This window comes from Alloyangia pacifica (genome assembly GCF_003111685.1).
Lineage (GTDB): Bacteria > Pseudomonadota > Alphaproteobacteria > Rhodobacterales > Rhodobacteraceae > Salipiger > Salipiger pacificus_A.
Genome location: NZ_CP022189.1, coordinates 2,116,606 through 2,140,657 on the forward strand (window position 1 = coordinate 2,116,606; position 24,052 = coordinate 2,140,657).

Below are 24,052 nucleotides of genomic sequence, written 5' to 3' on the forward strand. Positions count from 1 at the left end.
GGGCGGCCCCGCCCCTCAGACCCCGGTGCTCAGACCCCGCCGGTGCGCCCGGGGAAGACCTGCAGCGTCACGCCCGCCCCCTCGAGCGCCGCGCGCACGGCCCGGGCGATCTGCAGCGCCGTCTTGCCGTCGCCATGCAGGCAGATCGTGTCCACCGCCGCCGGGATGTGCTTGCCGCTCTCGGTGATGATCGCCCCGGCTTCGACCATCTTGACCATGCGCGCGGCAGCCAGGTCGGCATCGTGGATCACCGCACCCGGCAGCGCGCGGTCGACCAGCGTCGCATCGTCGTTGTAGGCGCGGTCGGCAAATATCTCGCCGGCCCAGCGGCAGCCCAGTTCCTCGACCGCCGCCTGCTGCTGCGTCGCCGCCAGCACCATGACGATGATCTCGGGATCGACCGCGAGCGCCCCCTCGTAGGCGGCCAGCGCCATGGCCTTGTCCTCGGCGCACATGTTGGCCAGCGCGCCGTGCAGCTTGAGGTGCCGCACCTTGCCGCCCGCCATGCCCGCCATCGCCTGCGCCGCGCCGAGCTGGTAGGCGGTCAGGTTGCGCAGGCTGGCCGACGACAGCTGCATCCGCCGCCGCCCGAACCCCTGCAGATCCGGAAAACCCGGATGCGCCCCGATGCCGGTGCCATGGTCGACGGCGCGCTTCATCGTCGCCGCCATGACGTCGGGATCGCTGGCGTGAAACCCGCAGGCGATATTGGCCGAGGTGATCACCTCCAAGAGCGCCGCGTCCTGCCCCATGACCCAGGGCCCGTAGCTTTCACCCATATCCGCGTTGAGATCGACGCTGGTCATCCTGCGCTCCCCTTTTTTCTGTCGTGTCTAGTGGTCGTGATGCTCACCGTTGGAGAACCCGCTGACCAGCTTGTACCCCAGAAGGTCTGGAACGTCGCCGGGGTGCCGCACCAGCGGCTCGACCCGGCGCGGCATCTCCTTGAGCGCGGCGCGATGGGCCGCCTCGGCCGCCAGCGCCTCGTCCATCGTCACGAAGCGGAAGCGCAGCTCGGCGCCGGCGGGCGCCTGCGCGATGCGCGGCAGATCGGCGGGAATGACCGTGGCCAGGCGCGGATAGCCGCCTGTCGTCTGGCACTCGGCCAGCAGCACGAAGGGGGCGCCGTCTCCGGTCACCTGGATGTCGCCGGGGGTGATGATCTCGGAGACCACCGTCAGCCCCCCCTCGACGCCAAAGGGCTCGCCCTCGGGCACGACCTTGGCGCCCATCCGGTTGGCGCGGGCGTCGCGGGTGAAGCGGGTGGTCTCGAGCCGGGCGCGCTGCTCCTCGGGGAAGAGCCGGGTCTGCAGGCTCTCGACCACGCGCAATGCGCCGCCCGAGAAACGGTCCTCCACAGCCAGCTTGCGTGCCACGGCGCTGCCGCGGTCGACACCCACGCGAATGCGGTCGCCTGCCTCGATCGCCCGGCCGAGCCCGGCCGTCAGATGCGCCGAGACCGCGCCGAGGATCTCGTCAGGCGCAAGCCCCCCGCCCACCGACAGGTAGCCATAGGCCCCGGCCTGCAGCGGGCCGATCTCCAGCACTGCGCCCTTGGGCAGCGCGTGGCAGGCGTGCCAGACAACCGGTGCGCCGTCGATGCTGGCGCGCATCGGCGCGCCGGTCAGCGCGATGCGCAGATCGCAGCCCGCCTCGAAGCGTCCGCCCACGCCGCCCATCTCCAGCGCCGCGCTCTCGCCCTGCCCGAGCAGCGCCGCAGCCTCGGCCAGCGCCATGCGGTCCATGGCGCCGCCCCGTGACAGGCCATAGGCGATCCAGCCCGGACGCCCGCCATCCTGCACGGTGACCGCCGGCCCGGCGCGATGCACGATCAGCTCGCGGCGCGTGGTTCCGGTCATGGCAATGCCTCCCAGCTCGCCCCGCCGTCGGGATCGTCCTGCATCCGCTCAAAGACCTCCACCGAAACCTGCGGGAATTCCACCTCGTCGCCCGGCGCCAGCAGGAAAGGCCGCTTGGCCCCGAGCCGGAACAGCGGCGCGGCGGTCTGGCCGACGTGGCGCCAGCCGGTGGGTGCGGTGACCGAGAAGATGACGAACTGCCGGATCGCCAGCACCAGCGCCCCCTGCGGCACGCGCGGGGTCAGCGCCTGCTGGCGCGGAATGTTCCACACCTCGGGAAGCTCCCCGAGATAGGGCTGGCCCGGCGCGAAGCCGAGCGCTGTCACGCGCACCCGCGCGGACGACAGCGACTCCACCGCATCGGCCTCGGTCATCCCCGCCACCTGTGCCGCCTCGGCAAGCTGCGGCGCGAGGGTGCCGCCATAAGCGGTAGGAATGCGGTGCAGGCGGCGGCCGTGCGGCAACTCGGCCTGCAGCCAGTCCCGCGAGCCCATGAGCGCGCGCAGCCGTGCCTCGAGATCCGCATGTGGCACCGCCAGCGGATCGAAGCGCAGATAGGCCGAGACCAGCGACGAGGATATCTCCTCCACCCCCTCCCAGCTTTCGCGCTCCAGCGCGGCACGGAAGGCCAGCGCGGCGCGGTTGGCAGGCTCGCTCAGCCGGTCGCCGAAGCTCACCAGCATGCCGTCGATGCCGGCGGTGCGCAGCAGGGGATAGGAAGACGTATGGGTCATGCGCCGGACGTTAGCGATGTCCCGCGCGGCTGCAACAGGCAATGACCGTCGCCGGCCCCGGGTCCGGCCCTGCGTTTCGTCCAGACAGACGTTCCTTCGGGAGGACGCACGCAGCGCGGCGGGAGCAAAGCCCCATCAAAGCCTAATGCCGCACTTAGTGCGGCGCGGGCAGAGCCCCCCTGTTGGGCTGGAGCACGTTGTGCGTTGGCAGCGAAGGCCCTTGCCCGCCCTGTCAGTGCCGCGTCTGCTTGGCGTGTTCGCGCTCGGCCAGCTCGATCGCCTCTTCCACGTCCTGCGGATCGTCCGAGGGCACGGCGTAGCTGCCCGACATCCACTTCGCCAGATCGACATCGGCGCACCGTTTCGAGCAGAAGGGGCGGTATTTCTCGTCGGTCGGCTTGGCGCAGATCGGACAGCTCATGGCAGCATCCCCGGTTTCAGCACCTCGCTCAGCGGCACGCGCTCGCGCTTGCGCTGCAGCTCCATGAGCCCCAGCTGGGTCCAGCCGGCGAGGATGGTTTCGGTGGCGTCGGTCTTCAGCGCCGCGCGCAGCACGGTCTCGAGCTGGCGGCGCTCTTTTTTCGGGATCGGCGCGGGATCGACGATGATCTGCCCGCCGAGCCCGCGCAGGCGCAGCTGCCGGGGCAGCTCGCGCAGGGCAGCGATATTGGCCTTGAGCCCCGCCGCCGGCGAGGTGTCGCCGCCGGTGTTGACGTCCACTGCGACCAGCGCGCGGGTGGGCTCGATGCTCATCGAGCCGCCCCCGGGCAGCGGCACCAGCGGGCGCTGCAGGGCGGCGATCATCTCGTGCACGTCATGGCGCTCGAAGGCGCCGGGCTCTGCGTCCACCTCGCCCTCGTCCCACTCGCGCCAGGCCATGGAATGCGGCCCGTCGCCCTCGACCAGCAGTTCGGCCTTGCCCGAGACATCCGCCATCACCTGCGCGCAAAGCTGCGCCATGGCGGCGATGTCCTCGGCGATCTCGTCCGGATTGCCCTCGGCGCAGGAAGAGCGCAGGATCAGGCCGTTCTCGGCCTCGTTGGCGCCGGGCATGACCTCATGGGCAATCTCGAGCAGGCTCTCGCGGATGTCCTCGTCCTTGATGCGGCGCGAGATGTTCAGCCCCGGCGCGCCGGGCGTGACGATGGCGTAGCGCGATTTGAAGAGGATGCGGGTGGTGACCGGGATCGCCTTGCCCGGCTCGGCAAAGCCAGTGACCTGCACGATCAGCGGCTGGCCGGGTGCCAGCCCCTTGACCTGCCGCAGGAAGGCCGAGCCCTCGGGCGTGTCGAGGAACATGCCGCCCTGCCCCTTCATCGGGCGCTGCGCGATGCCTCGGTAGATGGTGCCCGGGCGCGCGTGATCGCTGTCGATCAGCAGGTCCTCGAGCTTGCCGTCGACGATCAGCGCGGCGGCTTCCGCCTCGCCGAACTGGTCGAGCGCGATGGTGCGTCCCTTCATGCGAGGCCCCTTTGGTCAGTCTGCAGGTTTATAGAGCGGGTAGCCCGCCGCGAGCAGCAAGTTCGCGGTCTCGGCCATCGGCAGGCCGACAACCGAGGTGAAGCTGCCATTGATCCACGGGATGAACGCCCCGGCGAGTCCCTGGATGCCGTAGCCCCCGGCCTTGCCCTGCCAGTCGCCCGAGGCGAGGTAGGCGTTCAGCTCCTCGTTGGAGAGGTTCTTCATTTGCACCTGGGTGACAACGTCGCGTTCCCAGATACGGCTCCCGCGGCGCACCGCGACGGCCGTGATCACCCTGTGACGGCGACCAGAGAGCTTGGTGAGAAACTCCGCGGCCTCGCCCGCGTCGCGGGGCTTGCCGAGGATGCGGCGCCCGAGCGCGACGGTGGTGTCGGCCGAGAGCACGATCTCGTCGTCTGCAGAGGGAATCGCCTGCGCCTTCTCGCGCGCGAGCCGCACGCAGTAAGGGCGGGGCAGCTCGCCCGGCATCGGGTCTTCGTCGATGTCGGGCGGGCGGATGTCGTCGGCAGTGACGCCAAGCTGCGCGAGCAGGTCGCGCCGCCGGGGCGAGCCGGAACCGAGGACGAGTTTCATGCGCGGACCTCCCGTGTCCGTGTCAGGGAACGCGGGATCCGCCATGAGATTCCGGGTCATGCGGAGTTACTTGAAGCGGTAGTTGATCCGGCCCTTGGTCAGATCATAGGGCGTCATTTCCACCTGAACCTTGTCGCCGGCAAGAACCCGGATGCGGTTTTTCCGCATCTTACCTGCCGTATGCGCGATGATCTCATGGCCGTTCTCTAGCTCGACCCGAAACGTCGCGTTGGGCAGGAGTTCCTTCACGACACCGGGAAATTCGAGCGTATCTTCCTTGGCCATGCTTTCTCCTGAAAATGCAGTCCCGCTGACTTTCGCGGAACGCGGATGCATATGCGCCCAAACGGGGCAATTTTCAAGCCCACAATTGCAGATTGTCGGGAATAGGCTCTAGCGCAGCGCCCGCTGGGTCACGGGGCCGTCGCGGCCGGACTGATCGTCCCAGTGGCTTCGGTTCAGCACGACGCCATCGTTACGGACCCGCGCGACGGCGTCAAGGTCAACCTCGGCATAGGTCCAGCCGGGTTGTCCGAGTCGGCCCTCGGCGATCACCCCGGTGGCAGGAAAGCCGGTGTCGGGCGGACAGAAGACCCCGCCCATGCCCATGTTGGTATCCACCGCCTCGGACCAGTCGCAGGCTCCGACCGTCGAAGCCATCACCGCGATGCACTGCTGCTCGAGCGCGCGGGCCATGGCGCCGATGCGCACCCGGCTGTAGCCCGCCAGCGCCTCGGTGCAGGAGGGCACCAGCAGAAGATCGGCGTCGCGCAGCGCCCGGCCGAGCAGCGGGTACTCGCTGTCGTAGCAGATGAGGATGCCGATCTTGCCGAGCGCGGTGTCGAAGAGCTGCAGCGGCGCGCCGCCCACAACGTGCCAGTCCTCCCGCTCGAAACGGGTCATGATCTGCTTGTCCTGACACCCCATGCCGCCGCCGGGCGCGAAGAAGCGCGCGCGATTGACCGGGCGCGAGCCGAGGGCGGCATCGAAGACCGGGGCGGAGGCGGCGAGGATGTGGGCCTTGTACTTGCCAGCGAGTTCCGAGTGCAGCGCATCCACCTGCGGCATGTGCTCGGAGACCGCGTGCAGCGAGGCCTCGAGATCACCTGCCGAGGCGCGCCCGGCCAACGTCGCGATCTCCATCGCGCCATACTCGGGGAAGACCAGGAGTTCTGCGCCCTGCCCCGCGGCCTCCGAGATCCAGGTCTCGATCTTTGCGGCATAGGCGTCCCAGTCCTCGAGGAAGTCCATCGGGTAAGCAGCAGTGGCGATCTTCATGCATGGTGTCCTTGGCTGGCGGGGTCGAAGGGTCTCTGCCCCCGTCCGCTGCGCGGAATCCCCGGCGTATTTGGAAAGAGAAGAAGGGTCAGGCGGTGTCGTCGTCGAGGTCACGAAGCCAGAACTGCAGGGTGTGGTCGGTCTGCTCGGGCTGGTCGACGTCGCGCCAGCGGAAGCAGGCGACGACGCCCTGGAGCGGCGCGTAGCGGTGCTTGCGCCAGAACGTGTCGAGCGGGGTGTAGGCGGCGGGGCGCAGCGGGTGATCCGCGGGGCGCTGAACGGCGCAGAAGGCGCTGTAGCGGCGGCCGAGCGCGCGGGCGTGTGCCTCGCGCGCCTCGAAGAAGCGGTGGCCGATGCCCTGCCCGCGCGCCTCGGGCAGCAGCACCGACTCGGCGCAGTAGAAGATGTCGGCCAGCGCGAGTCCGGTGGCGGAGAAGGGCGCGGCGAAATCCTCGGCGTGATCCTCCATCGGGGTGCCGGTGGCGGCGCCGACGAGGCGCGGGCCCGCAAAGGCGCCGACCAGCACGGCCCCGGCGCTGGTGCGGTAGCTTTCCAGGTAGCGCCGCTCGTAATCCAGATCGCCGTCGTAGAGATAGGGCCAGTCGCGAAACACCGCGATGCGCAGCCGCGCCACGTCGTCGAGCGCCGAATCGAGCGCCGCGCCGGTCAGGACACGAACCTCGGTCACCGCGGTCACGAGACCTGCCGGATCCAGTCGGCGAGATTGTAGAAAGTGACGACCCGGGTGATCTTGCCGTCCTCGAGCGAGAAGAAGGACCCAGCCGGCAGGCGGTACGTCTGGCCCCGCGCCTCGGGCAGGCCCGCGTCGGTGCTGAGATAGGTGCCGTTCACCGTGAACTCGGCGGCGGCGCGGGTGCCGCCCTCGGCTTCGAAGACCACCATATCGGTCAGGTGCTCGTCGTAGCAGTGGGACATGTGGGCGCAGAACTCGGCAAACTTCGTCTTGCCCGAGCGGATCTGCCCCTCGTTCACGTGATGCGCGATGTCGGGCGAGAGCAGCTCGAGCATGGCATCGGTGTCTTTGGCGTTGAAGGCGGCAAAATAGGCTTGGATCGTTTCGGTGGCCGTCATGTGTCTCCCCATCGGGTCTTGAGCTTTTGGTAAATCTGGTCGCGGGTCTGGCGGTAGGCATTGAGCTTGGTCTCTCGGGTCTCGCCGAGCCCCGTCGGATCCATGATCGGCCAGTATTCCACCGTCAGGTGAAAGAAGCGGGTCAGATCCAGCGCGGCGCGCTGCGAGGCGGGCGACATGGCCACGATCAGGTCGAATCCGGAAAGCGTCTCACCCATCTCCTCGAGCTCCTCGAAGCTGCGCGAGCGGTGGCGCGACAGCTCGACGCCGATCTCCTGGCAGACCGAGATCGCGAAGCCGTCGATCTCGAGATCGTTCACCACGCCGACGGACTGCACATAAGTGCCCTGACCGTGGAGCTTTTTCATGATGCCCTCGGCCATGGGCGAGCGCACCGCGTTGTGGTCGCAGCAAAAGAGCACCGATTGCGGCAGCTTCGGCACGCGATCAGCCCCCGAAATGCAGCACGCAGATGAGTGTGAAAAGGCGCCGCGCGGTGTCTATGTCGACCTCGGCCTTGCCCTCGAGCCGTTCCTGCAGGATGCGCGCGCCCTCGTTGTGGATGCCGCGGCGGGCCATGTCTATGGTCTCGATCTGGCTCGGTGCCGCCGTTTTCACCGCATCGAAGTAGCTTTTGCAGATCTGGAAGTAGTCCTTCACCACCTGCCGAAAGGGCGCGAGCGAGAGGTGGAACTCGGCTGCCGGATCTCCAGCGTCGGTGGTGATGTCGAAAACCAGCCGCTTGTCGCGGATCGACAGGCCGAGCGCATAGGGACCGTCGGGCACGTCGCGGCCGTTGCGCGCCGGCAGGCAGAAGCTGTTGTCCTCCATGAGATCGAACATGGCCACGCGCCGCTCCTGCTCGATCTCCGGGGTCGGAGGCGGCAGGTTGGCGTCGTCAAGCTCGATACGGGCGATGGTGCTCATGGGCGCGTCCTCGGCTGCGGCTCCGGAATCTGTAGCCAATGCGCGGGGATGGGGCAATGCGACTTGCGACTCATGGGGCAGAAGCGGCGACGCCCCCGCCCCGGACGATCAGCCGTTGAGCTTGCGCAGCCGCGCGGTGACCGACAGGCCGTGCGCCTGCAGGCTTTCCGAGGTCGCCAGCACCTCGGCGGCGGGGCCGATGGCGCGTAGCGCATCGGGCGACATCTTCGCCAGCGTGGTGCGCTTGACGAAATCGAGCACCGACAGCCCCGAAGAGAAGCGCGCCGAGCGCGCGGTGGGCAGCACGTGGTTCGGCCCGCCGACGTAATCGCCGATCGCTTCCGGGGTCCATTGGCCGAGGAAGATCGCCCCGGCGTGACGGATTTTCTCGGACAGCGCTTCGGGCTCGGCAACGCAGAGCTCGAGGTGCTCGGGCGCCACCCGGTTCGACAGGGCCGCCGCCTCGTCGAGATCGCGGCAGATGATGACCGCGCCGAAGTCGCGCCAACTGGCGCCGGCGATGCCGCGGCGCTCGAGCACCTCGAGCTGCCGGGCGACCTCGTCGGCCACCTTTTGAGCAAGCACCGCGTCGGGGGTGATCAGGATCGACTGGGCGCTCTCGTCGTGCTCGGCCTGGCTGAGCAGGTCGAGGGCGATGAACTCGGGATCATTGCCTTCGTCGGCGATGACGAGGATCTCAGAGGGGCCGGCGATCATGTCGATGCCGACCTTGCCGAAAACCCGGCGCTTGGCGGCAGCGACGAAGGCATTGCCCGGGCCGGTGATCTTGTCCACGGGCGCGATGCTTTCGGTGCCATAGGCGAGCGCGGCGATCGCCTGCGCCCCGCCGATCCGGTAAATCTCGTCGACCCCGGCGATGCGCGCCGCCAGCAATACCAGCGGGTTGGCCACGCCATCAGGCGTCGGCACGGCGATGCAGAGCCGCTCGACACCCGCCACCTTGGCGGGAATGGCGTTCATCAGCACCGAGGACGGATAGCTTGCCAGTCCACCCGGCACATAGAGACCGGCCGCCGAGACCGGCGTCCAACGCCAGCCGAGGGTCGCGCCGTCGGGGTCGGTCCACTGCGCATCCTCGGGCATCTGCCGCACGTGGTAGGCGCGGATGCGCTCGGCGGCGATCTCCAGCGCGGCACGCTCGGCTGCGGGAACCTGCGCGCAATAGGCGTCGATCTCCTCTTGAGTGAACCGTAGCCCGGTCGCCTCCAGCTCGAGCCGGTCGAACTTGGCGGTCATCTCCAGCACGGCAGCGTCGCCGCGGGCGCGCACATCGGCGATGATGCCCGCGACGATGTCATCCACGTCGGGGCTGTCCTCGCGCTTGGCGCTGAGCAGCTGGGCAAACTCCAGCTCGAAATCCGGGTCGGTCGTGTCGAGAAAGACGGGCATGGGCGGTCTCCTTGTCGCGAGACTGCTTAGAGAGAAGCGCCGCCCGGCTCAAGTGGCGCGCCGGGGGATTCGCCCGCATCCCTTGACATGGATCAGCCCGAAAAACATGCGACTCGCCTAATATGTCGAAATCGGCATGGGAGAGCCGATGCATTTCGGAGGAGCAAAGATGTTTCAGAAGACATTTGCAGCCCTGGGGCTGGTGGTTGCGGCGAGCGCCTTCTGCGCTGGCGGATCGGCCGTGGCGCAGAGCGCCGGAGAAACGGAATACATGAACGCCTGCGCCGCTTGCCATGGCGAGAAAGGCACCGGCGACGGGCCGCTGGCCGAACTGATGACCGTCGATCTACCCGACCTCACGCAGATCTCGGCGCGGAACGACGGCGCGTTCCCGATGCTCGACGTCATTCAGATCATCGACGGACGCAGCGGCATCCGGGGGCATGGCTACCCGATGCCGGTCTGGGGGCAGCGGTTCAAGGAAGCGCTTTCCATAGACATCGGCCCCTACGCCAGCGAGATCGTGACGCGAGGACGGATTCTCGCCCTCGCGCAGCACCTGGAATCGATCCAGGCGCAGTAGGTTCGGAAAGGGGTCAGGCCCGTCGGTTCAGGACCAGCGGTTCAGGCCCCGTGATCCGGCACCTGCCCCGACACCGCGGTGTAGGGCCGGGTCACATCCTTGAGACGCAACTCCAGCGCCTCGACCTCGGCACGCAGCGCGCCGTCACCGGCGAAGGTCAACTCGACGAATCCTGCCCCCTCCTCGCCCGGCTCGAATTTCACCGAGAGCAGCGAGAGCACGGTGTCCTTCTCGCCCGGGTTCACCCCTTGCGCCGAGACCTTCAGGACGTTCTCGATCACCAGAAGCGATCGCACCCGCTCCGGCGGCGAGACATGCACGCCATCCTCACGGCGCAGCCGGTTGATCAGCAGCGCCAGCCGGTGGTGACGCTTCTCCCAGGCCACGTCGGCCACGGTCGTCACCGAATCCTGCGCAAGGGCCGAAAGGACCTGCAGGTCCTCCGGATCCATGGCACCCAGGTTGAGCGGTTGATTGCCCGCGTCTTCGAATCTTGCGTCCTCGGTCACTCGCCCTTCACCCGTTCGATCTTGGCGCCCACGCCGCGCAGCTTGCGGACCACGTGCTCGTAGCCGCGGTCCAGATGATAGACCCGGCTTACCACGGTTTCGCCTTCCGCGGCGAGACCCGCGAGGATCAGCGACACCGAGGCGCGCAGGTCGGTGGCCATCACCGGCGCGCCCTTCAGCTTGTCGACCCCGGTGACCCGCGCGGTGCCGCCGTGCACGTCGATCTTGGCGCCCATGCGCAGCAGTTCGGGGGCATGCATGAAGCGGTTCTCGAAGATCTTCTCTTCCAGCACGCTCTCGCCCTCGGCGGTGCAGAGCAGCGCCATCATCTGTGCCTGCAGGTCGGTGGGGAAGCCCGGGAAGGGCTCGGTGGTCACATCCACCGCCTTCACCCGGCCGTTCTTGCGCGCCACCTTGAGACCCGTTGGCGTCTCCTCGACCGAAATGCCCGCCGCGTCGAGTTTTTCGCAGAAGCTCTCAACCAGCGCGATCGTGCCGCCAAGGCACTCCACCTCGCCGCCGCAGATCGCCGGGGCAAGCATGTAGGTGCCCAACTCGATGCGGTCAGTGACCACGCGGTGGGTCGCACCGCCCAGCGTCTCGACACCCTGAATCTCGATGGTGGAGCTGCCCTCGCCCTCGATCTGCGCGCCCATCTTGCGCAGGCACTGCGCCAGGTCGACGATCTCGGGCTCGCGCGCGGCGTTCTTGATCACCGTGGTGCCCTTGGCCAGCGTCGCGGCCATCAGCGCGTTCTCGGTGGCACCCACAGAGGCGAAGGGGAAATCGACGATGCCCCCCTTGAGACCGCCCGAGGGAGCCTTGGCATGCACGTAGCCGTCGCGCAGGTCGAGCTCGGCGCCCATGGCTTCGAGCGCCTTGAGGTGCAGGTCCACAGGGCGCGCGCCGATGGCGCAGCCACCGGGCAGCGAAACCTCGGCATGGCCAAAGCGTGCCAGCAGCGGGCCGAGCACGAGGATCGAGGCGCGCATCTTGCGCACGATGTCATAATCGGCGCGAGTCGAGGTCAGCGCGTGGCTCGACATGGCCAGGACCTGCCCGTCATTCAGCGACTGCACCTCGGCGCCAAGCGACTGCAGCAGCAGCGTCATGGTGCGGATGTCCGACAGCCGCGGCGCATTGGTCAGCGTGAGCGGCTGATCGGACAGCAGGGTGGCCGGCATCAGCGTGAGACAGGCGTTCTTCGCCCCGGCAATCGGAATTTGTCCCGAAAGCGGGCCGTTGCCCGTGACGACGATCGAATCCATTAACTGTCCTTTTCACTGCTCTGCCCGTCTTCGGGCTTGTTATCTTCTTTCGGCGCGGCATTGCGCGCCTTGGCCTGCGCCTTGCGCCGGGCGAGATTCGCCTTCAGCGCGGCTTTTAGACGGGTTTCGCGCTCCTGCGCAGGGGATGTTCGGGGGCTGTTTTTCGGCTCCATGAACTTTCTTTACTTGAGAGGCAAAAAACCGTCCAGATTGCGCTTGCACCCCCCGGCGTTTGCCCTTAGACACCGCGCCACGCCACGAGGCACACCGACGCAACCTAGCGCGGACGCTTCAAAAGGCGAACCGGCGCTGCTGTAGCTCAGTGGTAGAGCACTCCCTTGGTAAGGGAGAGGTCGACAGTTCAATCCTGTCCAGCAGCACCACTTAAACCCCTGAAATCGCTAGATTTCGCGAGACCCTCTCCCAGAGTAGCCTCTCGCGCTCCGGGCCTTGCCGAGATGCCTCCGCGCTGCCGCGCTGGCTCCTGCATGCGCTTGGTCCGGTAAATCAGGGCTCTATCGCAGCACTTCGCCAGGGCTCTTGGCGCGCCACCGCGCAGCGCGCACCGAGCTGCCGCAAGGGCATCCCGAAGCCCCCGTATCCTGCGCATTTTCCGACCCCCGGAAGCGGTCCTTGCGTCACCCCGGCGCGTCACCCGGCGTCACCCCGACTCCGGCCCGGAAACGAGTCATGCCCCGACTGCAAGGCACCGCGATTCTCCGCCGCGAAAACGGCCCCCCGCGAATCGATACACACGAGTCGCAGGAGGCGAACGTCACGTCACCCGGGTCGGCCCGGCACCCCGTTGTCGGCGAGCGCGCGATTCCGGTAGCGGCGATCCTCGGTCACATCCGCGCCGAACCAGTCCGGCGGAGTGAAAGCCAGTGCCGCCTCCACCGTATCGAATTCCACCTCGACCATCACCAGCGGCGCCAGCGCGCCGGCAAAGACGTCGAGCTCGAAGCCGGTGCCATCCGCCAGCGCGCCCACGTAGCGGGTCTTCTCGACCACGCGCCCGCCGGTCGTCGGCCAGAGTTCCTCGAACTGGGCGCGCTCGATCTCGATCTCGCGCTCCATCCGCGCCAGCCCGCCCTCGGATTTCAGCGTCAGGAAATAGGCGCCGCCCTTCTCGCGCAGGCGCAGCTCGATGGAATCGCCCTCGAGCGTGACATACCCCTGTCGCACCGGCTTGGATTTCAGCCCCTCGAGCACCGGCAGACGGGCGACGAGGAACTTGCGCTCGATCTCCACGCCGCCGCTCATTTGCCGAACACCCGGGCAACAAGCTCGTCATGCAGCGTAGCGTAGGCCGCGCTTGCCGCGCTCGACGGGGCCGAGACCATGACCGGCGCGCGATGCACCCCCATGCGCTCCACGTCCGAGGTGAAAGGGATCGACGCCGCGAGCAGCCGCTTGCCGTGCTCCCGGCGCATCTCGTCCATGGTCTCGCCATGCAACGACTTCACCCCCTGCGCCATGGAAAAGAAGCCGTGCAACTTCTTCACCGGCAGGTCGTGCTCGCGGAAGAACGCCTTGAGCTGCTCGAAGGTGCGCTGCGAGAGCGTCGTGGGGATCACCGGCACGACGACGGCATCCGAGGCGCGGAAGACGTTCTCCGACAGGGTCGAGATGTTCGGCGGGCAATCCAGAAGGATCACGTCGTAGTCGCCCTTCACCGCCTTCAGCGCCTTCTTGAGCCGAGAGCGCGAGTTGCGCATCCTCGCCAGAAATACGTCGAAGTCGCGGAAGGTCATATTCGCGGGCAAGATGTCGAGATTGTCGAAATCGCTACCGCGGATGGCCTTGGTGAAGCGCGCGACGTCGTCGAAGAAACGCGTCTCGGTCAGCTTCTTCGATGGCTTCACCCGGAAGTAGAACCCCGAGGCGCCCTGCGGATCGAGATCGCAGAGCAGCACCCGCCGCCCGCCCTGCGCCAGCGCATAGGCGAGATTGACGGAGGTCGCGGTTTTTCCCACGCCGCCCTTGTTGGAATAGCAGGCGATGATCTTCATGGTTTTCCCCCGTGGAACAGGTCGCGGAACGTCTGGCGGGTCTCGGCGCTGTTGAAGGCGGCAAAGCTGCCGACAACCCGTGCGCGCTCGGCCAGCTGGCGGTCGTGCAGCACAAGGACCAGCGCGCCGACGCTCTGGGCAATCTGCAGGTTGCCCGGTGTCGCCCCCTCGAGACGCCCGAGAAAGGCCTGCAGGCTCTCCTGCTGCACCGAGTAATCGTTGAAGAGGCCGAGGTTGTCCTGCAGCTTCTTGAGCGGCTTGATGATCTGCTTGAAGGGCTTTGCCGGGAAGAGCGGCGCGAAGAACTCCATGAGGTAGCGCAGCTTCTTGCAGTGGATGCGCAGCTCGTGGACCTCGTGGTCGGGCGTGCCCTCGTCGATGCCCTCGGCAATGGTGCAGATCCTTCGGTAGCGTTTCCAGATCAGCTTGCAGGCGAAGTCGTAAGCGGACAGATCGGCTTTTCCCCCCTTTGCCAGCTTCTTGCGCTTGTCAAAGAGCTTGATGAGCGCCTTGATCTCCTTGCGGTAGGCAGTGCTGCGCAGGTGTGCCGCAAGCGACTGGTGTTCCCCCGTCCGCTCCTGCGCGAAAAGCGCGAACATCCGGTCGAGCCCGCCGTGCAGGCTGGCGGGCACCATGGCGTAGAAGCCGTCCCGCTCCAGCAGGTAGACATCAAGATCCCGCAGCCGCCCGGTGGGCGACATGAGGTCAGAAAAGCGCGCCTTCAGTTCGGCGGTCAGCTCCGCGTCGTAGACATCTCTGAAAAGGCTCAGCACCGAGCGGACCTTGCGCAGTGCGATGCGGTAGTCGTGCAGGAACTCGGTGTCGTCGTCGGCGATCACCCCGGCCTCGTTGGCCCGCGCCACTTGCAGATAGGCGGCGATGATGTCGCTCGCAGCATCGAAGGCCCCGGTCTCGCGATCCAGTGAAACGACCGGCTTGGGGGTGTAGTCGCTCAGACCCGGAAAGAGCTTTGCATAGAGCCCGGCCTCGCCGAGCGCCGTGCCGCCCGCATCCTCGACCATAACGCGCAGCCGCTGCAGCGCCTTGTCGTAGCCGCGCAGCCCCTGCAGCTGCAGCACCAATACCTTCCCGCCCCCGGTCGCCGCCAGCTCGATAAGCTGCGCCCGCGCCTGCGTCTTGCCCTCGTCATCCAGCAGCGACAACGTTCCCCGGCGCAACGTGCCCGCGCCCACCGGGAGCAGGCAGCGCAGCGAAGAGAGGTCCGAGAGCGCCCCCTTGACCGGCCCCTCGGGAAGGTCGCTGACGAAGCGGGCCCCGGCGGCACCGCGCTGCACGAGAGGCGCGCCCGCAGGCCGCAGCAGCTCGAACTGCTCGTCCGCCTCGACCAGCAGCCTGCCGGAGTTCCGGAGCCTCTGATCGAAGCTGTCTCGGACCTGGAAGGCGCTGCTGCCCTCCTGCCAGACCAACCGCGCGGCAAGGCCGCCGACGGGCGCGCCCATCAGCCGCTCCAGCGCTGCTTCGGGCAGGAGATAGGGTGCAAGGGTCTCCGGGCTCATCGTACCTTCTTTCTGCTCTTGCGCAGGTAGTCTTCGATCAGTGTCTCGACGATCTTCTGCACGCTTGTATCTTCCTCGATCGCGCGCAGTTTGAGCGCCTTCAGGGTCTTGCCGCTGAGCCGAAGGGAGGTGTTCTTCTTCTCATCTTCCTGTGCATCCTGGGCCTTGGGCTGTTTGACCTTCGCCATGCTGCGCACCTTTCCTGTATGTGACGTCATGATGTCACTCTTGCGACCGGCCCGCAACGCGGTTTTCCCTGAAATCAACACGCTCGGCCTACTCATCTGTTCGTGAATGAACAGAGTGCTGCGGATGACAGCGCCGCCGCGAGCGCTTAGGTACCCAGCATGGCTGACGAAGGAGATGCAGACCATGCGGAACCTTGTTGTACTCGGGCTGGTGCTTGCCGCTGCCACGCCCGTCTCCGCGCAAAGTGAGAAGGCGGCACGCTGCGAGACCTCGGCAAAGATGGTCATGGAAGCGGTGCAGGCGCGTAAGGACGGAATTTCCCTCAAGCGGACCGAGCGCGAGCTGCGCCGGGCGCTCGACCGCGACACCGGCGCTTCGCTCGCGCAATGGATCTACGGGCTGCCGGAGAAGGATCTGACCCTCGACGTGGGCCGGACGTGGGAGCAGCAGTGCCTCACGCAATGAGCCCTCAGAGCTGACAGGCACCGACGTCGCGCTTCCGCGCGGCGCCGGAGTCGGCTATCCGCAACGAATGATGAAATCCCCGGTCGAGTCGCATGGACTCGGCTCCGTTGTGCATTGATACTCCGAGCATGAGTCTTCCACCCGGTTTCCTCGACGAGTTGCGCACGCGCACGAGCCTGTCTCAGGTCGTGGGCCGCAAGGTCATGTGGGACAGCCGGAAATCGAACCAGGCCAAGGGGGACATGTGGGCGCCCTGCCCGTTCCACCAAGAGAAGTCCGCGTCCTTCCACGTCGATGACCGCAAGGGCTTCTACTACTGTTTCGGCTGCCACGCGAAGGGCGACGCCATCTCCTTCATCCGCGAGAGCGAGAACGTCGACTTCATGGAAGCCGTCGAGATCCTCGCCCGCGAGGCCGGGATGCCGATGCCGGCGCGCGATCCGCAGGCCGCGCAGAAGGCCGACCGCCGCAGCCAGCTCGCCGAGGTGATGGAACAGGCGCTGCGCTTTTACCGGATGCAGCTGCGCACCGGCGCCGCCGCCGAGGCGCGTGGCTATCTCGAGCGGCGCGGCCTCAAGCAGGAGGTGCAGGACCGGTTCGAGCTCGGCTTCGCGCCGAACGGCTGGCAGGGGCTCTGGGATCACCTGCGCGGACAGGACGTGGCCGAGGATCTGATCCTCGGCGCCGGGCTGGCCAAGCCCTCGGACAAGGGCCGCGCGCCCTATGACGTCTTCCGCAACCGCATCATGTTCCCGATCCGCGACGGTCGCGGCCGCGCGATCGCCTTTGGCGGGCGTGCGATGGATCCGCGCGATAATGCGAAATACCTCAACTCGCCCGAGACCGATCTCTTCGACAAGGGCCGCAACCTCTATAACCACGCGCCCGCGCGCGAGGCGGCGGGCAAGGGCCAGCCGCTGATCGTCGCCGAGGGCTACATGGATGTGATCGCCCTCAGCGAAGCCGGGTTCGAAGCCTCGGTCGCGCCGCTCGGCACGGCGGTGACCGAGCATCAGCTCGCCCTCCTGTGGCGCATCGCCGACGAGCCGGTGATCGCCCTCGACGGCGACAAGGCCGGGCTGCGCGCCGCCTACCGGGTGATCGACACGGCCCTGCCCTTGCTGGTGCCGGGCAAAGGGCTGCGGTTCGCCCTCATGCCCGAGGGGCAGGACCCCGATGATCTGCTCCGCGCGAAGGGGCCGCAGGCGGTGAAGGCCGTGCTCGACCAGGCGCTGCCCATGGTGCAGCTTCTCTGGCGGCGCGAGACCGAGGGCAAGGTCTTCGACAGCCCCGAACGCAAGGCCGCCCTCGACGCGACGCTGCGCGCCGCGATCAAGCGGATCCAGCACCCCGACCTGCGCCGCCACTACGGCGACGAGATCAAGGACCTGCGTTGGCAGCTCTTCCGCGGCAAGCGCGGCGGCCAGTCCGGCGGGTTCTCGGGAAGCGCGAGCCAATACACTCCTTTCCGCAACGGCAAGCGCACGCAGAAATGGGGCCAGGCCGTGCCTATCGCGCCGAGCGCCTCGGCCAAGGCCTCGCTGCTGGTGGCCGCCGGCGACGCCGCCGAGACCCGCCTGCGCGAGGATGTCATCCTCGCCGTGCTGCTGCGCTACCCCGCGCTGATGGCCGAATTCGAGAGCCCGCTCGAGACGCTGCCCTGCCAGGACCCCTCGCACGCCGCCCTGCGCAGCCTTTTGCTGGCGGGGGTGACCGACGACCCCGAGACACTCCAGGACGAGGCGATGCAGAGAATCGGACCCAAGGCCCTTGATTCCCTGCTCGGGGCACGCCATGTGGCTGTCGTACCCTGCCTGCGACATTTCGGTGACAGCGAGCTCGCCCGCCTGACGGTGGCCGAGGAGTTCGCAAAAATCGCCGCTCAGGCTGGACTCGTGGCCGAACTCGCCGAGGCTCTGGAGGACATGGAAAGCCTGGCGGACGAAGCCCTCACCTGGCGCCTGGGACAGGCAGCGCAGGCACGCAACCAGGCCGTGATGAACCGGTCCGAGGATGACGTGGAATTCGACGTGGGCGCGAATGGCGCCCGCATGGACAAGGAAGAACGCAGCGCCTTTGACGCGTTGCTGCAGCAGATTCGCTTTTCCAAAGGTCAGAACTAGATGGCCATTTAGGGAAACTGGAGGAAAAACCGGTAGACGGGTGGCCGAATCAAACGATTCCCCCCATGATTCGCAAAATCGAATCACTTCACTTGCGCGAGTGCCGGCCAGAACCGGCCCCTCCCTTTGACGGAGCACTTCATGGCAGCCAAAGACAACGACGACGCCAAGCCGGAAACTCAGGACGACGCACACAGCCTCGACATGAGCCAGGCCGCGGTCAAGAAGATGATCGCCGAGGCGCGCGAGCGTGGCTTTATCACCTATGACCAGCTGAACCAGGTTCTGCCGCCCGATCAGGTCAGCTCAGACCAGATCGAAGACGTGATGTCGATGCTCTCCGAAATGGGCATCCAGGTCACCGAAGAGGACGAGGAATCGGAAGACGGCGACGACAAGGCGAAGGGCTCGACCGATCTGGTCGACGCCTCGCGTGGTCGCGACGTCGCGCTGTCGTCCGGGGGCGCCGAGAAGCTCGACCGCACCGATGACCCGGTGCGCATGTACCTGCGCGAGATGGGCTCGGTCGAACTGCTCTCGCGCGAGGGCGAAATCGCCATCGCCAAGCGCATCGAGGCTGGCCGCAACACGATGATCGCGGGCCTCTGCGAAAGCCCGCTGACCTTCCAGGCGATCACCATCTGGCGCGAGGAACTTCTCAGCGAGGAAATCCTCCTGCGCGACGTGATCGACCTCGAGGCGACCTTCGGCAACCAGCTCGACGAGGACGGCGAGCTGGACGAGCCGGTGGTCGGCACCGGCGGCGACGCCTCGGCGCAGAAGCAGCGCAGCAACGAGCCCGAACTCGATGCCGACGGCAATCCGCTGCGCCGTGATGACGAAGAGGACGAGGACGACCAGGCCAGCATGTCGTTGGCCGCGATGGAGACCGCGCTGAAGCCGCGCGTTCTGGAAACCCTCGACACGATCGCAGCCGATTACGAAACCCTGTCGGAAATGCAGGATGCCCGGATCAGCGCCACGCTGAACGAGGATGGCTCCTTCTCGGCCGAGGACGAGGCGCAGTACCAGCGCGTGCGTTCGGAAATCGTGGTGCTGGTGAACGGGCTTCACCTGCACAACAACCGCATCGAGGCGCTGATCGACCAGCTCTACGGCATTAACAAGCGGATCATGATGATCGACAGCTCGATGGTGAAGCTGGCCGACCAGGCCCGCATCAACCGCCGCGAGTTCATCGACGAGTACCGTGGCCGCGAACTTGATCCGAACTGGATGGACCACATGGCGGCCAAGGACGGTCGCGGCTGGCAGATGTTCATCGAGCGCTTCTCGGACAAGGCAGAAGAGCTGCGTGCCGACATGGCGCAGGTCGGCCAGTACGTCGGCCTCGACATCAGCGAATTCCGCCGCATCGTCCAGCAGGTGCAGAAGGGCGAGAAAGAAGCGCGTCAGGCCAAGAAGGAGATGGTCGAGGCCAACCTGCGCCTCGTGATCTCCATCGCCAAGAAATACACCAACCGCGGGCTGCAGTTCCTCGACCTGATCCAGGAAGGCAACATCGGCCTGATGAAGGCCGTGGACAAGTTCGAGTACCGCCGCGGCTACAAGTTCTCGACCTATGCGACCTGGTGGATCCGTCAGGCGATCACCCGCTCGATCGCCGACCAGGCGCGCACCATCCGTATCCCGGTGCACATGATCGAGACGATCAACAAGCTGGTCCGCACCGGCCGCCAGATGCTGCACGAGATCGGCCGCGAGCCGACCCCGGAAGAGCTGGCGGAAAAGCTGCAGATGCCGCTCGAGAAGGTCCGTAAGGTGATGAAGATCGCCAAGGAACCGATCTCGCTCGAAACGCCGATCGGCGACGAGGAAGATTCGCAGCTCGGCGATTTCATCGAGGACAAGAACGCGATCCTGCCGCTCGACTCGGCGATTCAGGAAAACCTCAAGGAGACCACCACCCGCGTGCTCTCCTCGCTCACCCCGCGTGAAGAGCGGGTTCTGCGGATGCGTTTCGGCATCGGCATGAACACCGACCACACGCTGGAAGAGGTTGGCCAGCAGTTCTCGGTGACCCGCGAACGGATCCGCCAGATCGAAGCCAAGGCCCTGCGCAAGCTCAAGCACCCGTCGCGGTCGCGCAAGCTGCGCTCCTTCCTCGACCAGTAAACGCGGAGGAACGCCCATGTCCTTCTGGTCTCGTCTCTTCGGCGGCAGCTCCGGCCCCGCCAAGGCAGAGCCGCAGGCGGAGGCCGTCGAATATAGCGGCTTCCGCATCTTTCCCACGCCGCAACCGGCGGAGGGTCAGTTCCGCATCGCCGCCCGCATCGAGGGCGAGGTGAACGGCGAGACCAAGGTGCACGAACTGATCCGCGCCGACGTCATCCGCGACCGCGACGAGGCCGTCGAGGCGTCGATCCGCAAGGCTAAGCAGATGATCGACGAACAGGGCAGCCGGCTCTTCGGCTGACGCCCGTCCGCGGAAGGCAAGACGCCGCCCTCCGGGGCGGCGTTTTCTTTTGCGGCGCCGGCCAGGTCCGGTAGGTCTAGTCGCGCAGATCCCGCCGCATCTGCCACAGCCGGTGCCCAAGGAACAGCGCGACCAGGAGCACCGGCAGCGCCAGCAACAGTTCGGTCCGGTCGACATGCCCCCAGATGCGGTGCACCAGCCCGCCGATGCCATGGCCTATAACCACCATCACCCCGGCCCAGACAAGCGCCGAAACGCAGGTGAGCGGAAGGTAGAGCGCCGGGCTCAGCCGCGCGCCCGTGGCCAAAAGCACCGGCGTCACCGTGCGCATTCCCGGCAGGAATCGGAAGACCGCGGCCAGCAGGACCGGACGCCCGAGGAACCGCCGCGCCATCTTCTGCGACACCGGGTGGGCGAGGAGGCGCAGGACCCGCGGGTGATCGCGGTAGTGCCGCGCCAGCAGGAAGATCACGGCGTCCGCGCTCCAAGCCCCAGCCCAAGCGGCGGCAAGGGTCGGCCAGAGCGGCAGCAACTTGTGATGCGCCAGCAACCCAGAGGTGATGGCGACCGTGTCGCCTTCGAGCGCGCAGCCGAGGTAGACGATGATCAGACCGTATTTGGCGATCAGCGCGTCGATCATCGCCTCAAAGCCCGTAGTCCGCGACCATGCGTGCCAGCCCGTCGTCCAGCGACACCTGCGGCGCCCAGTCAAGGACGCGTCGCGCGCGCGCGATATCGAGCACGCTCGACTTCACCTCCAGCGCCGAAGGTTCGCTGACGAGGTTGAGCTGGCGTCCGGTGGCCGCCTCCAGCTTCGCGATCAACGCGTTCAGCGAACATCCCTCACCCGCGCCGAGGTTGAGCCGGGTCACCGCCGCCGGCAGCGGGCCGGTCGCCACCCGCGCCACCGCGCCGCAGAAGTCATCCATGTGCAGGTAGTCGCGCGAGGTCTCGCCTCTGCCATAGACGGTGAAAGGCGCGCCACTGGCCAGCGCATCGAGCAGCAGCCGCATCACCCCCCGCTCGCGCCCAGGCATCGCCGTGCCATAGGGGTTTCCAAGCCGCAGCAGAGTGAGCCGGAAGCCATGCTGCGCGGCGAGGAACAACAGAGCCTCCTCCATCGCCAGCTTGTGCAGCGCGTAATACCCCTTGGGCTGTGGCTCGCGGGTCTCGGGGATCGGCAGCGCGTCCGTGTCGCCGTAGACCGCCGCGGTGGACAGATAGATGAAATGCCCGCGCCAGCCGCGCGCCACCAGCGCCTCGACGAAATCTGTCTGCGGCCGGGTGATCTCTTGCGACAACTCACCGATCGAGCCGAAGCGCCGCCGCGCGTCCGACAGGCCCGCGCAATGCACGATGGTGGCCCCCGCATCGCCCGGCGCCAGCCAGCCCGGGTGCAGTGCGTCGCTCACCCGCACGTGCGGCAGCGCCGCCGCCCCTTCGGGCAGCGCGCTGCGCGAGATGCCGGTGACCGGCAGGCCCGCCGCGTTGAACGCGCGCAGGATTTCGAAGCCGAGCACGCCGGCGCATCCGGTCACATAGGTCTGCGTCGCCATCGTGATGCCCTGCCCTTTTTGCCAAGCTGCCTCTTGATCGGGATAGTGCCGCACCGACCTTACGGCAAGCCGCGCCGCGGCTTTTCCGCGTCCCGGCGGCCTCCCGCCGCGAGTCGGCGGTCGCCCCGTGACCGATGAGCGCTAAATCACCCGGAACGCTGACCTTATTGCCGCTGCGCCTAGCCGCAGCACTTCCGCTGCGTTAAGGTGCCCGCATGGTTTCGAGAAAGGACAGTTCATTGCGCCCTCGGCACTCTCTTATTTCCCTGAGCCTCGCCCTGAGCCTCGCCGCCCTGCCGGCCTCGGCCTTCGAAACGCTCAGCTTCGCATTCCCGGAGCTCGACCAGGACATTCAGGACCAGATCACCACCTACTCGGCGCTGGTGCGCGCCAAGACCGACGGCAAGACCCAGGGGCCGGACGTGCTCGCCGCGGCGCTGCAGGACTACGGAATCATCGTCGAGACGCTCTATTCCAACGGCTATTACGGACCCGAAGTGTCGATCCGCATCGACGGGCGCGAGGCGGCCGACATCCCGCTGCTCACCACGCCGCAGTCGGTGAACCGGGTCGACGTTCTGGTCAAGCGCGGCCCCAGCTTCCGCTTCGGGCGCACCAACGTGGCGCCGCTGGCCCCCGGCACCGAACTGCCCTCGGACTTCAAGACCCGCGACCGCGCCCGCGCGAGCACCATCAGCGGCGCCGCGCAGGCAGCCGTCGACGGCTGGCGCAACGTCGGCTACCCCAAGGCCGAGCTGACCCGCGAGGATGTGACCGCCAACCACGTCAGCCGCTACGTCGATGTGGACCTCGGGGTGACCACCGGCCCGCGTCTGCGCTTCGGCCGGCTGCTCAACGTCGGCAAGAGCGCCGTGCGCGGCAGCGCCCGGCGACGCATCGCCGGGCTGCCCACTGGCGAGATATACGATCCGCAAGAGGTCAACGATGCGGTCGATCGGCTCACCCGCACCGGCGCCTTTGCCACGGTCACCCTGCGCGAGAAGGAGGTGCCCAACCCCGACGGCACGCTCGACTACACGCTCCAGGTTGTCGACTCCAAGCCGCGGCGCGTTGGCGCCGGCGCCGAGATCAGCTCGCTCGAAGGTCTGTCGCTCACCGGCTACTGGCTGCACCGCAACATCCTCGGCGGCGCCGAACGACTGCGCTTCGACGCCTCGATCACCGACATCACCGATCAGGCCGACACGCTCGACTACACGCTCACCGGGCGGCTCGACGTGCCCGCCGTCATCGGACCCGAGACCAACGGCTTCTTCGAGACCGAGCTGCAGCACCTGCAAGAGCCGAACTACGATCTGGACAGCATCGAGCTGACCCTCGGCATCACCCGCCAGCTCACCGATCATCTCTATACCGAAATCGGCGTCGGCTATCTTTACTCCGAGACCACCGACGATCTCGGCGAGCGCACCTTCGAGCTGCTGACCCTGCCGATGAAGGCCGAATACGATCGCCGCGACAACGAGTTCGACCCGCGACACGGCTTTTACGCGCTGGCCGAGGCGACCCCCTTCATGAACCTGCGCGACGATCCCAACGGCGCGCGGCTCTACGGCGACTTCCGCGGCTATCTCGCGCTCGGCGAACGCGAGCGCTCGGTGCTGGCAGGGCGGGTCATGCTGGGCTCGGTCCTCGGCCCCGACATCGACGAAACCCCGCCCGACTACCTCTTCTATTCCGGTGGCGCCGGCACCGTCCGTGGCCAGCCCTATCAGTCACTGGCCATCGACATCGGCGACGGCGACACCATCGGCGGCCGCAGCTTCGCAGCGCTCTCGGCCGAGTTTCGGCAGGACATCGGCGAAAGCCTCGGCGCGGTGGTCTTCTACGACGCAGGCTACGTTGGCCGCGACAGCACCCCCGGCGGCGATGACGGCGAATGGCACGCGGGTGCCGGTCTCGGCGTGCGCTACAAGACGGGCATCGGCCCGCTGCGCTTCGATGTCGCCATGCCCGCCGGCGGCGACACCGGCGACGGCGTTCAGATTTACCTCGGGATAGGACAAGCGTTTTGACC

Annotated in this window: 28 protein-coding genes and 1 tRNA gene; 7 read left to right on the forward strand and 22 right to left on the reverse strand. The window is 67.2% G+C overall.

The annotated features are described in order from the left end of the window. Positions 1-29: 29 nt before the first annotated feature. From CEW88_RS10170 to hisD, 13 genes are all read right to left on the reverse strand, one after another. Entirely contained in the window at positions 30-806 is a 777-nt protein-coding gene (locus CEW88_RS10170) for a LamB/YcsF family protein (RefSeq protein WP_108966480.1), read from the reverse strand. Positions 807-833: 27 nt separating this feature from the next. Continuing rightward, on the reverse strand, positions 834-1,859 hold the full coding sequence (locus CEW88_RS10175) for a biotin-dependent carboxyltransferase family protein (RefSeq protein ID WP_108966482.1): 1,026 nt from the start codon (positions 1,857-1,859) through the stop codon (positions 834-836). Further along, positions 1,856-2,593, reverse strand: a complete 738-nt coding sequence (locus CEW88_RS10180) for a 5-oxoprolinase subunit B family protein (RefSeq protein ID WP_108966484.1) — start codon at positions 2,591-2,593, stop codon at positions 1,856-1,858. Before CEW88_RS10180 ends, CEW88_RS10175 begins: the two co-directional genes overlap by 4 nt. Before the next feature lie 232 nt (positions 2,594-2,825). Next, on the reverse strand, positions 2,826-3,014 hold the full coding sequence (locus CEW88_RS10185) for a DNA gyrase inhibitor YacG (RefSeq protein WP_108966486.1): 189 nt from the start codon (positions 3,012-3,014) through the stop codon (positions 2,826-2,828). Further along, on the reverse strand, positions 3,011-4,054 hold the full coding sequence (locus CEW88_RS10190; RefSeq protein ID WP_108966488.1) for a ribonuclease E/G: 1,044 nt from the start codon (positions 4,052-4,054) through the stop codon (positions 3,011-3,013). Before CEW88_RS10190 ends, CEW88_RS10185 begins: the two co-directional genes overlap by 4 nt. A gap of 15 nt (positions 4,055-4,069) precedes the next feature. Next, positions 4,070-4,648 carry a Maf family protein gene (locus CEW88_RS10195; protein WP_108966490.1) on the reverse strand — a complete coding sequence of 193 codons (579 nt, stop codon included), beginning with the start codon at positions 4,646-4,648 and terminating at the stop codon, positions 4,070-4,072. 66 nt (positions 4,649-4,714) lie between these two features. Beyond that, the gene (infA, locus tag CEW88_RS10200) at positions 4,715-4,933 is read right to left on the reverse strand and encodes a translation initiation factor IF-1 (protein WP_005978431.1); all 219 of its coding nucleotides are present in this window, start codon (positions 4,931-4,933) and stop codon (positions 4,715-4,717) included. Between the two features lie 108 nt (positions 4,934-5,041). Continuing rightward, complete coding sequence (locus CEW88_RS10205; RefSeq protein WP_108966492.1) at positions 5,042-5,926, reverse strand: carbon-nitrogen hydrolase family protein; 885 nt, start codon at positions 5,924-5,926, stop codon at positions 5,042-5,044. Between the two features lie 88 nt (positions 5,927-6,014). Further along, positions 6,015-6,623 (reverse strand): GNAT family N-acetyltransferase, encoded by a 609-nt coding sequence (locus CEW88_RS10210; protein WP_108966494.1) that lies wholly within the window; start codon positions 6,621-6,623, stop codon positions 6,015-6,017. Further along, complete coding sequence (locus CEW88_RS10215) at positions 6,620-7,018, reverse strand: ketosteroid isomerase-related protein (RefSeq protein ID WP_108966496.1); 399 nt, start codon at positions 7,016-7,018, stop codon at positions 6,620-6,622. Before CEW88_RS10215 ends, CEW88_RS10210 begins: the two co-directional genes overlap by 4 nt. Next, positions 7,015-7,461 carry a low molecular weight phosphatase family protein gene (locus CEW88_RS10220; protein ID WP_108966498.1) on the reverse strand — a complete coding sequence of 149 codons (447 nt, stop codon included), beginning with the start codon at positions 7,459-7,461 and terminating at the stop codon, positions 7,015-7,017. Before CEW88_RS10220 ends, CEW88_RS10215 begins: the two co-directional genes overlap by 4 nt. 4 nt (positions 7,462-7,465) lie before the next feature. Continuing rightward, on the reverse strand, positions 7,466-7,945 hold the full coding sequence (locus CEW88_RS10225) for a UPF0262 family protein (protein WP_108966500.1): 480 nt from the start codon (positions 7,943-7,945) through the stop codon (positions 7,466-7,468). 108 nt (positions 7,946-8,053) lie between these two features. Then, positions 8,054-9,355, reverse strand: coding sequence for a histidinol dehydrogenase (gene hisD / locus CEW88_RS10230; protein WP_108966501.1), 1,302 nt, complete (start codon positions 9,353-9,355; stop codon positions 8,054-8,056). A gap of 169 nt (positions 9,356-9,524) precedes the next feature. Here hisD and CEW88_RS10235 point away from each other — a divergent pair, with 169 nt between their 5' ends. Next, positions 9,525-9,938: a c-type cytochrome gene (locus tag CEW88_RS10235; protein WP_108966503.1), complete on the forward strand. Its 414-nt coding sequence runs from the start codon at positions 9,525-9,527 to the stop codon at positions 9,936-9,938. A 41-nt stretch (positions 9,939-9,979) separates the two neighbouring features. Here the strand turns inward: CEW88_RS10235 and CEW88_RS10240 are convergent, their stop codons facing one another. The 3 genes from CEW88_RS10240 to CEW88_RS24735 are packed head-to-tail and all read right to left on the reverse strand — an operon-like array spanning position 9,980 to position 11,888. Further along, positions 9,980-10,447 (reverse strand): DUF2948 family protein, encoded by a 468-nt coding sequence (locus CEW88_RS10240; RefSeq protein ID WP_193989030.1) that lies wholly within the window; start codon positions 10,445-10,447, stop codon positions 9,980-9,982. Next, positions 10,444-11,715, reverse strand: a complete 1,272-nt coding sequence (murA, locus tag CEW88_RS10245; protein ID WP_108966504.1) for a UDP-N-acetylglucosamine 1-carboxyvinyltransferase — start codon at positions 11,713-11,715, stop codon at positions 10,444-10,446. The genes CEW88_RS10240 and murA overlap by 4 nt, the downstream gene beginning before the upstream one ends. Continuing rightward, positions 11,715-11,888 (reverse strand): hypothetical protein, encoded by a 174-nt coding sequence (locus CEW88_RS24735; RefSeq protein WP_193989031.1) that lies wholly within the window; start codon positions 11,886-11,888, stop codon positions 11,715-11,717. Before CEW88_RS24735 ends, murA begins: the two co-directional genes overlap by 1 nt. A gap of 135 nt (positions 11,889-12,023) precedes the next feature. Between CEW88_RS24735 and CEW88_RS10250 the strand changes: the two genes are divergently transcribed. Further along, a tRNA-Thr gene (locus CEW88_RS10250) sits at positions 12,024-12,098 on the forward strand. 397 nt (positions 12,099-12,495) lie between these two features. Here CEW88_RS10250 and CEW88_RS10255 read toward each other — a convergent pair. The 4 genes from CEW88_RS10255 to CEW88_RS24885 are packed head-to-tail and all read right to left on the reverse strand — an operon-like array spanning position 12,496 to position 15,618. Continuing rightward, a complete protein-coding gene (locus CEW88_RS10255) occupies positions 12,496-12,978 on the reverse strand; it encodes a CYTH domain-containing protein (RefSeq protein WP_108966506.1) in 483 nt (160 codons plus the stop codon). Next, positions 12,975-13,727, reverse strand: coding sequence for a ParA family protein (locus CEW88_RS10260; RefSeq protein WP_108966508.1), 753 nt, complete (start codon positions 13,725-13,727; stop codon positions 12,975-12,977). Before CEW88_RS10260 ends, CEW88_RS10255 begins: the two co-directional genes overlap by 4 nt. Continuing rightward, entirely contained in the window at positions 13,724-15,244 is a 1,521-nt protein-coding gene (locus CEW88_RS10265) for a CHAD domain-containing protein (RefSeq protein ID WP_108966510.1), read from the reverse strand. Before CEW88_RS10265 ends, CEW88_RS10260 begins: the two co-directional genes overlap by 4 nt. After that, on the reverse strand, positions 15,241-15,618 hold the full coding sequence (locus CEW88_RS24885) for a hypothetical protein (RefSeq protein ID WP_254694385.1): 378 nt from the start codon (positions 15,616-15,618) through the stop codon (positions 15,241-15,243). The genes CEW88_RS10265 and CEW88_RS24885 overlap by 4 nt, the downstream gene beginning before the upstream one ends. On the opposite strand from CEW88_RS24885, the gene CEW88_RS10275 reads away from it, so the two are divergent. From CEW88_RS10275 to CEW88_RS10290, 4 genes are all read left to right on the forward strand, one after another. Next, entirely contained in the window at positions 15,617-15,898 is a 282-nt protein-coding gene (locus tag CEW88_RS10275; protein ID WP_108967732.1) for a hypothetical protein, read from the forward strand. The genes CEW88_RS24885 and CEW88_RS10275 overlap by 2 nt on opposite strands. 128 nt (positions 15,899-16,026) lie before the next feature. Then, positions 16,027-18,021 (forward strand): DNA primase, encoded by a 1,995-nt coding sequence (gene dnaG / locus CEW88_RS10280; RefSeq protein WP_108966513.1) that lies wholly within the window; start codon positions 16,027-16,029, stop codon positions 18,019-18,021. 141 nt (positions 18,022-18,162) lie between these two features. After that, positions 18,163-20,157 (forward strand): RNA polymerase sigma factor RpoD, encoded by a 1,995-nt coding sequence (gene rpoD, locus CEW88_RS10285; protein WP_108966515.1) that lies wholly within the window; start codon positions 18,163-18,165, stop codon positions 20,155-20,157. A 16-nt stretch (positions 20,158-20,173) separates the two neighbouring features. Beyond that, positions 20,174-20,458: an HlyU family transcriptional regulator gene (locus CEW88_RS10290; RefSeq protein ID WP_108966517.1), complete on the forward strand. Its 285-nt coding sequence runs from the start codon at positions 20,174-20,176 to the stop codon at positions 20,456-20,458. Between the two features lie 76 nt (positions 20,459-20,534). Here CEW88_RS10290 and CEW88_RS10295 read toward each other — a convergent pair whose 3' ends face one another. Both CEW88_RS10295 and CEW88_RS10300 read right to left on the reverse strand, forming a co-directional pair. Further along, on the reverse strand, positions 20,535-21,098 hold the full coding sequence (locus CEW88_RS10295) for a DedA family protein (RefSeq protein WP_108966519.1): 564 nt from the start codon (positions 21,096-21,098) through the stop codon (positions 20,535-20,537). Between the two features lie 4 nt (positions 21,099-21,102). After that, positions 21,103-22,014 (reverse strand): NAD-dependent epimerase/dehydratase family protein, encoded by a 912-nt coding sequence (locus CEW88_RS10300; protein ID WP_108966520.1) that lies wholly within the window; start codon positions 22,012-22,014, stop codon positions 21,103-21,105. Between the two features lie 215 nt (positions 22,015-22,229). Here CEW88_RS10300 and CEW88_RS10305 point away from each other — a divergent pair, with 215 nt between their 5' ends. Then, positions 22,230-24,050, forward strand: coding sequence for an autotransporter assembly complex protein TamA (locus CEW88_RS10305; protein WP_108966522.1), 1,821 nt, complete (start codon positions 22,230-22,232; stop codon positions 24,048-24,050). Positions 24,051-24,052: the final 2 nt, after the last annotated feature.

Coding starts and splice junctions, on each gene's coding strand:
- CEW88_RS10170 (WP_108966480.1), bottom strand. CDS start 806: ATGACCAGCGTCGATCTCAACGCGGATATGGGTGAAAGCTACGGGCCC.
- CEW88_RS10175 (WP_108966482.1), bottom strand. CDS start 1,859: ATGACCGGAACCACGCGCCGCGAGCTGATCGTGCATCGCGCCGGGCCG.
- CEW88_RS10180 (WP_108966484.1), bottom strand. CDS start 2,593: ATGACCCATACGTCTTCCTATCCCCTGCTGCGCACCGCCGGCATCGAC.
- CEW88_RS10185 (WP_108966486.1), bottom strand. CDS start 3,014: ATGAGCTGTCCGATCTGCGCCAAGCCGACCGACGAGAAATACCGCCCC.
- CEW88_RS10190 (WP_108966488.1), bottom strand. CDS start 4,054: ATGAAGGGACGCACCATCGCGCTCGACCAGTTCGGCGAGGCGGAAGCC.
- CEW88_RS10195 (WP_108966490.1), bottom strand. CDS start 4,648: ATGAAACTCGTCCTCGGTTCCGGCTCGCCCCGGCGGCGCGACCTGCTC.
- infA (WP_005978431.1), bottom strand. CDS start 4,933: ATGGCCAAGGAAGATACGCTCGAATTTCCCGGTGTCGTGAAGGAACTC.
- CEW88_RS10205 (WP_108966492.1), bottom strand. CDS start 5,926: ATGAAGATCGCCACTGCTGCTTACCCGATGGACTTCCTCGAGGACTGG.
- CEW88_RS10215 (WP_108966496.1), bottom strand. CDS start 7,018: ATGACGGCCACCGAAACGATCCAAGCCTATTTTGCCGCCTTCAACGCC.
- CEW88_RS10225 (WP_108966500.1), bottom strand. CDS start 7,945: ATGAGCACCATCGCCCGTATCGAGCTTGACGACGCCAACCTGCCGCCT.
- hisD (WP_108966501.1), bottom strand. CDS start 9,355: ATGCCCGTCTTTCTCGACACGACCGACCCGGATTTCGAGCTGGAGTTT.
- CEW88_RS10235 (WP_108966503.1), top strand. CDS start 9,525: ATGTTTCAGAAGACATTTGCAGCCCTGGGGCTGGTGGTTGCGGCGAGC.
- murA (WP_108966504.1), bottom strand. CDS start 11,715: ATGGATTCGATCGTCGTCACGGGCAACGGCCCGCTTTCGGGACAAATT.
- CEW88_RS24735 (WP_193989031.1), bottom strand. CDS start 11,888: ATGGAGCCGAAAAACAGCCCCCGAACATCCCCTGCGCAGGAGCGCGAA.
- CEW88_RS10255 (WP_108966506.1), bottom strand. CDS start 12,978: ATGAGCGGCGGCGTGGAGATCGAGCGCAAGTTCCTCGTCGCCCGTCTG.
- CEW88_RS10260 (WP_108966508.1), bottom strand. CDS start 13,727: ATGAAGATCATCGCCTGCTATTCCAACAAGGGCGGCGTGGGAAAAACC.
- CEW88_RS10265 (WP_108966510.1), bottom strand. CDS start 15,244: ATGAGCCCGGAGACCCTTGCACCCTATCTCCTGCCCGAAGCAGCGCTG.
- CEW88_RS10275 (WP_108967732.1), top strand. CDS start 15,617: ATGCGGAACCTTGTTGTACTCGGGCTGGTGCTTGCCGCTGCCACGCCC.
- CEW88_RS24885 (WP_254694385.1), bottom strand. CDS start 15,618: ATGGTCTGCATCTCCTTCGTCAGCCATGCTGGGTACCTAAGCGCTCGC.
- dnaG (WP_108966513.1), top strand. CDS start 16,027: ATGAGTCTTCCACCCGGTTTCCTCGACGAGTTGCGCACGCGCACGAGC.
- rpoD (WP_108966515.1), top strand. CDS start 18,163: ATGGCAGCCAAAGACAACGACGACGCCAAGCCGGAAACTCAGGACGAC.
- CEW88_RS10290 (WP_108966517.1), top strand. CDS start 20,174: ATGTCCTTCTGGTCTCGTCTCTTCGGCGGCAGCTCCGGCCCCGCCAAG.
- CEW88_RS10295 (WP_108966519.1), bottom strand. CDS start 21,098: ATGATCGACGCGCTGATCGCCAAATACGGTCTGATCATCGTCTACCTC.
- CEW88_RS10300 (WP_108966520.1), bottom strand. CDS start 22,014: ATGGCGACGCAGACCTATGTGACCGGATGCGCCGGCGTGCTCGGCTTC.
- CEW88_RS10305 (WP_108966522.1), top strand. CDS start 22,230: ATGGTTTCGAGAAAGGACAGTTCATTGCGCCCTCGGCACTCTCTTATT.